Below are 6054 nucleotides of genomic sequence, written 5' to 3'. Positions count from 1 at the left end.
GAACCGAACTCCACGACGCCCTCGTCTCCCTGGCCTGCAGCCTCATCTGCTGGAGACGCCTCAAGAAGGCACGCACATGATCGTGTTACGAGCTCTTACACGTCATGCAGGGAGATCGGTGCCTGCTCCCATGGGGCCATGGGAGCGTAATGCTGCCCGGAAGGTCAGTCGCACAGTGCGCGAGATGGTCGACCGGCCGTATCTGCCGACCGTGCTCGGCCGGTTGACTGAGCGGCAAGTTGTCACGATTCCGGTTTTGAAGCAAGGGGTTCCAGATCACATTGCGAAGGACCGCTACGGGTGTTAACTTCCCGCTCGGTCGTGAGTTCCAGCGCCAAGTCCCGGCTCGCTGGATGGCATCCTGTCCTTCGCGGATGCCCCCGGGCGACGGCCGCTCCTCATGCGTGGTGCGTGGGGAACCGCAGATCACCGGGGTGCGGACAGTGCGCTACCGGGGTCCTTCGACTCCGGAAGGCTGCCTGATCATGCCCGTTACCTCCGAGACAGAGCCACACCGCGCGGGCCTGCCCGCCATCGAACTTGCTGTCGCTCGGGTGTCGTTCCGTGCAGCCGAGACGAGTGGCCTCGGCGCGCCGGGGACCGACGACCACTTCGACGAATGGCTCGACCGCGGATTTGACATCGCCTTCTACCGCACCGCCGACCGGCCTCTGCAAGCGCGTGCCGTCGAACAGCGGGACCACGTGCCCGAGTGGCTGAGCAACAGTCGCATCGGCAAAGCCTCACTGGTGGCGGTCTGCCTCAACCCGTATCGGGATGCTCCCTCACCGAGTGAGGAGCCGGACCCGGTGTCCTCGGAGGCTGAGGAGGACACCGAGGCCGCCGAGGGGGCGGACACGTGCACGTGCGCGCATGGTGGCATGCCTGGCCTCTGTTGGGGATACGAGGCTGGCAAAAGGCAGTACGCGAAGGTGGAGAACCAGGACGATCACGAGGACCACGAGAACGACGAGGACGAGGTCAACGGCGACTGCGTCCTGGAGCTCGTGGATGACTTCGCCGAAGGGGTGGCGGACGATCCGATCTACGACCTGAGCGACGAACTTCCTGCCGACTTCAACAGGCGCTCGTTCCAGGCGCTCACCACTCTCACCGATGTTGCCCAGGCGAGACTGGACAGGGAGAGACGGACCACAGATGGGCCATGGCGGCTCTGGTGGTCCTCCTGCGGCACCGACGTCACAGACCCTCTGAACGCAACCGACGACACCGATTCCTCCGGTGCCGATTCGGACGAGGAATCGGACGACGGCTGTTACTACGTGTCCCTCCAGAACGACGACGACCATACCGTCGAGGTCATCAGGGTGCGCGGGGCGGATCAGCGCGTGATGTACTCCGCACCCGTCTGGGGGTCCGGCAGCGGGCCTCAGGCCCGTGACACTCTGGAAGCGCTGCGGAGTCTCCTGCAACGGGTCACGGAACAGGTACGCCAGGCCGGTTACATGGTTGAGGGCGACTGGACCGTCAATTGGTCACGCTGCTACGTGCTTCTGGCCAACTGGGATCACTGACGGCCACGGCCACTGTCGCACTGGCCTCCATCGTCTCGTCCAGTTGGCGGCGAGTTCGACGGCGACAAGCTCACAGCGATACCCAGACCCCCTGGGGCAATCGATTGTCATGTCTGCACCGCGTACAGGTTGTGGTCGTTGCTGCCGATGTAGACCATGCCGTCGGCCACCGTCGGTGACGAGTCCCCTTGCCTTTGGTGGGGGAGGCCCAGAGTTGTTTGCCGGGCGTGCGCGTGGGGCCGGAGTGCGAGCCGGAAGAGCCATTGTCGAGGATCTTCCAGGTGGTGAGGGTGGTTGCGGCGGGCGGGCCAGCCGGCGACCCGCTACGACTGGCTGGGCGGCAAGCAGCGTTCGTCCGAGACCGTCACCGGCCTCACCCTGATGGGCGTCCGCCTGTACGACCCGAACCGCCAACAACGGGAACCCGTTGAGCCCGGAGCGCTCCCACTCGATGTGCCGGCTGGGGCTGAGCTCGAAGGACCCGGCAACGAACATCGGCCACAAGGGCGTCGGCTTCAAAAGCGTGCGGCAGCTGTGCGAGGCTCCCGAGGTGTACAGCGCCTCGCGCCCGGGCGCGGGGGTCTTCGATGGGTTCTGCTTCCGCTTCGCCCGGCCTCAGGACTTCGATGCAATTGCCTCGCAGGTCGCCCCCGACGAGGAGGGCCTGGGGCATGAACTGCGGGAGAACGTCAGCGCGCTGCGGGTGACCGTTCCCGTGGACGAACTGCCGCCGCAGGTCGAGGACTTCGCCGCCCGCGGATACAGCACCGTGGTGCGACTGCCGCTGCGCTCACCGCGGGAGCTGGGGGGAGGCCCGACGGCAGATCGTCCAGCTGTAGGACCCCGGCGCACCGTTCGAGCTGTTCTTGGAACGGCTGGGAACCATCACTGTGAGAGTTGAAGGCGAGGGATTTCGCGCCGGTCGAGGTCGACGGTAGACACGCCTCACTTTTGTATCCACGACGGGGAGCGCATCCTCTCACAGCTTGACTGGGCGAGATGCCAAGCAGTCCTATCGAGGGTTAGAGGATCTCTTGAGAATGTCGTCGAGGTGCAGGCGTGCCATAGCTGCACGCTCGCTATCACCCTCTTCGCTAAATATTGGAATGGTGTGAGAGAGGTCTGTAGCGGCCTCGTGGAAGCGACCCACGCTTTGCAGGGCTATCCCTCGGGCCAGCAGGGCTTTGGCCTCCTCCCACCTGTCCCCAACTCTCGCGAACTCTTCCGCGGCTCGCGCGAACACCCGCACTGCCTCTTCGTTTCGGCCTGCAGCTGCGAGGGACCCACCGAGCTGCAGGATGGCTGGGGCCGCAAGCTCTCTGCCTCCTGCTTCGCTCAAGACGTCGACTGCAATCGTTAATACCTCAATGGATTCGCTGAAACGCTTCCACGACCGAAGTGCCGCACCGCGGTTGGAAAGCGACATTCCCTCTCCGACGCCATCACCAATTACCCGGAAGGCGCGCTCAGCTCTGGCGTAGGCGTCCACGGCTTCCCGGTAGCGCGCCAAGTTGGTAAAGGTGATTCCTTCAGCATGTAGGGCACTTCCTTTGCGCCGGTCGTCTCCTGCACGCTCGAATGCGCATGCGGCATCGGCGAACGCGTCCGCTGCTTCCTCAAGTTGGGACATTGACCGGAGATAGATTCCCAAGTCTATCAGTGCAGATCCTTCCAGGAAGTCATCGTGCACTTCACGGGCAACTGCGACGGCGCGTGAGTGGCAGTCAATAGCCTCGCGAGATGCCCCTAGGCTCTGGAGTGTCGCGCCGAGGTTATTTAGAACTTTCCCTTCCTCTCTTCTGGAGTTGTTCTCCTGGAATATCGCGAGAGCGGATTTGAACGCTTGAAGAGCTTCGATTGGCTGGTTCATTCTTTGTCGGGTGAGGCCAAGATTCCCGAGAACCAACCCCATGCCGTGGAAGTCACCTGCTCGCTGGAGTAGTTGCAAGGAATCGGAGCACACGTCAATTGCCTCGCCTGGCTTGTCAGCCGAACTCAAGACCTCCCCGAGGCTCGCGAGTGCTAACCCTTCTAGATTGAGGTCCTTTGATTCTCGGTACAGTTCAGCCGAAGCGGTAAGGAAAGTGACGGCCTCCTCGAAGCGTCCAGTCAGACTCATTGCGTTGCCAACTTGGTTCAGTGTGGCAGCCTCATTTCGTAGGTCGTCGGCTTCGCTGAATACAGACGCCGCAGTGACGAATCCTTTAATGGCATCTTCGAGTGATTCGAGTTGAGTCAATGCCTTTAGGATATTGTTGGCCGCCTCCTCTTCGAGGAGCTTGTTCCCGGTCCTGTTGGCGGCTTCCGCGGCTGTGTAGGAGACCGCGAAGAAGTCGTCAGCGTAACGACGTTGCTGTAGAAAGGTGACAAGTTCATTTGCAAGAATGCAGGACACTTCGTATCGTCCGGCCTTTATGGCTAGTCCTACGGCCAAGACCAGGTTGGAGCGCTCCGCCTCAAGCCATCCGAGGGCATCGCTCTGCCTCCTGAAATAACGAGAAGGCGTGGGGCTAGGCGACAGGTGGGAGGATGCGGCATGTGCACCGTGGACGTAATAATCCAGGAGCCGACCCAATGCAAGGTCGCGCTGATCCTCGACACGAAACTCTCCGCCTAGATTATCAGCATATAGGCGAATCAAGTCGTGGAGCCGCCACCTGCCCCAGGTATCTCTCGGTTCGACGAGGTGCATCCTCGCCAGATCTTCAAGCAATCGATCAGCAGCCGACTCTTCGATCGCGGCCAGTTGCGCCGCAGCCCTGCTCGATATATCTGCCCCAGGATTGATTGGGATTAGGCGAAAGAGGCGGGCCTGTTCTTCGGTGAGCCTCCGATAGGAAACATCAAATGCGGCCGTGACCGTTCTTGCGCCGCGCTCAAGATGTCCAAGTCGCGTGTGGGCCTGAGAGAGGGCTTGTTTCATTGAAGTCAGTGGGCGACCGGGGAAATCTGCCAGGAGAGCGCCGCAGATCTGCAAGGCTATTGGCAGGTTTCCGCAGAGCCGAGCGATTTCTTTCGCGGCATCGAGGTCCTCCTCCACCCGGATGTCGTCGACACCGTTAGTATTCTTCAATACGCTTCGCAAGAGGTTGACCGATGCGGCTGATGGCAAGACCTCAAGGCTGCGGCGGCGGGCATTGATGTCCAAGCTGTCGCGCGAGGTAATCAGAACCGCATTATCCGTGTCACTCGGCAGCAGTGGCTGTACCTGATCAATCGACGACGCATTGTCGATAATTAGAAGTATTCGACGCTTATGCTTTGCGTACGCTGCTAGCGTGGTACGAAATAGCCTAGATCTTTCTTCAAGCCCGTGCGGGATGTACTCAGGGGGAATGGCTAGAGCCCGGAGGAAACCAGCCAGGGTTTGCTCGGCAGTGACGTACCGGCTTTCGTCGTAGCCTTGCATATCTGCAAACAGGATGCCGCCAGCAAACCAGCCTCGATCATGTTGCGCATGAATGGCTACTTGCAGCGCAATTTCGGTCTTTCCCGCTCCGGGGAGCCCCGATATGAGTTGTGGGATTGACTCTCGCCCGGGCGTCAATCCGCGCATTAACTCGTGCAGCTCCTCCTCGCGCCCAGAGAAGGACGGGGAACATGGAGGCGGACCAGCCAGGGCTGGGCTTATCCTGTGTGGCAGTTGGACGGTAATGTCACGTCCCTGGATCACCGCATTTAAAAATAGCCCATCAGAGATTACATTGAAAACGGAATCCCTGGGCGTCTCTGGCTCGCGCTCCACGCTACTCATGCCTCGCGTTGATCCGTTAGCGCAGCTGATGAGGAGAAGGAGAACCCGTACATATCCCGACCTTGGAGGACCGGTCCATTTTGTTTGCCGCCACTGATGGTGTTGTTGACGTCGCTCGGGTCGATGTGCGCCTGTCGGGCCTGCTCCTCCCAGGCATGCAGTTGGCGATGAAAGTCGGCGTCGAGCGCGGCACGCCCAGTGAGGGCAGCAACCAGCGCCTGAGCGAGCTGCGCGTTGGCAGGAGACTGGCGGAGGGCTTCGAGCTCAGCCTCACCTGTAGTGACGATTGCGGCCTCCCCAGTGGGCGTGAACGGGCGTCGCACGAGGGCAGCAAGTCGGCTGAACATCTCCCTGCCGGCCTCACCTCCAGCGCCTCCAGCGAGAGCCAATAGGATTCCGGTTGATATCGGTTCCATGTAACACCCCTGTGCGATCCGCTATTTGTGGCCGGCACCCATCGTCCCAGAGCAGCGGTACTGATGGGGGCGCATCCCTTGATTGTCCGCACGCGACTTGCATGCCGAGCGGCGGTTGGTTGTCTCATCCCACTTGGTGAGGAGTGTCAACTCGATACGGCGCAGCATGACTACGCGACGGAACTTGCGGAGTCCTTGGGCCCGTCTGCTTTGAGCTGCAGGCGGAGGCGATGCAGTTGCTGCTGGACGCCTACTGACCTTCAAAGCGTGGTGTCGGCGGGGCTGACGGTTCATGATCCCTGCGGTACGCCGGTGGCATGAGGTATGCACAAGGGGGCGGGCTGACCGA

The 6054-nt window shown here is 61.4% G+C and carries 4 protein-coding genes and 1 riboswitch; of the genes, 3 read left to right on the top strand and 1 reads right to left on the bottom strand.

Translation table 11 applies throughout. The annotated features are described in order from the left end of the window. Nucleotides 1-317 precede the first annotated feature (317 nt). Nucleotides 318-428, top strand: a riboswitch (SAM riboswitch). Nucleotides 429-485: 57 nt separating this feature from the next. Next, entirely contained in the window at nt 486-1535 is a 1050-nt protein-coding gene (locus ACN6LD_RS41710; RefSeq protein WP_445045888.1) for a hypothetical protein, read from the top strand. Between the two features lie 427 nt (nt 1536-1962). After that, nucleotides 1963-2436, top strand: coding sequence for a hypothetical protein (locus ACN6LD_RS41705; RefSeq protein WP_445045889.1), 474 nt, complete (start codon nt 1963-1965; stop codon nt 2434-2436). A 111-nt stretch (nt 2437-2547) separates the two neighbouring features. On the opposite strand, the gene ACN6LD_RS41700 is transcribed toward ACN6LD_RS41705, so the two are convergent. Further along, nucleotides 2548-5289 carry a tetratricopeptide repeat protein gene (locus ACN6LD_RS41700; RefSeq protein ID WP_445045887.1) on the bottom strand — a complete coding sequence of 914 codons (2742 nt, stop codon included), beginning with the start codon at nt 5287-5289 and terminating at the stop codon, nt 2548-2550. Nucleotides 5290-5351: 62 nt separating this feature from the next. On the opposite strand from ACN6LD_RS41700, the gene ACN6LD_RS41695 reads away from it, so the two are divergent. Beyond that, nucleotides 5352-5681: a hypothetical protein gene (locus ACN6LD_RS41695; protein WP_445045886.1), complete on the top strand. Its 330-nt coding sequence runs from the start codon at nt 5352-5354 to the stop codon at nt 5679-5681. Nucleotides 5682-6054: the final 373 nt, after the last annotated feature.

This window comes from Streptomyces sp. SAS_272 (assembly GCF_052543235.1).
The sequence above is the reverse complement of the archived record's forward strand: the minus strand, read 5'-3'. Positions and strand labels throughout refer to the sequence as shown.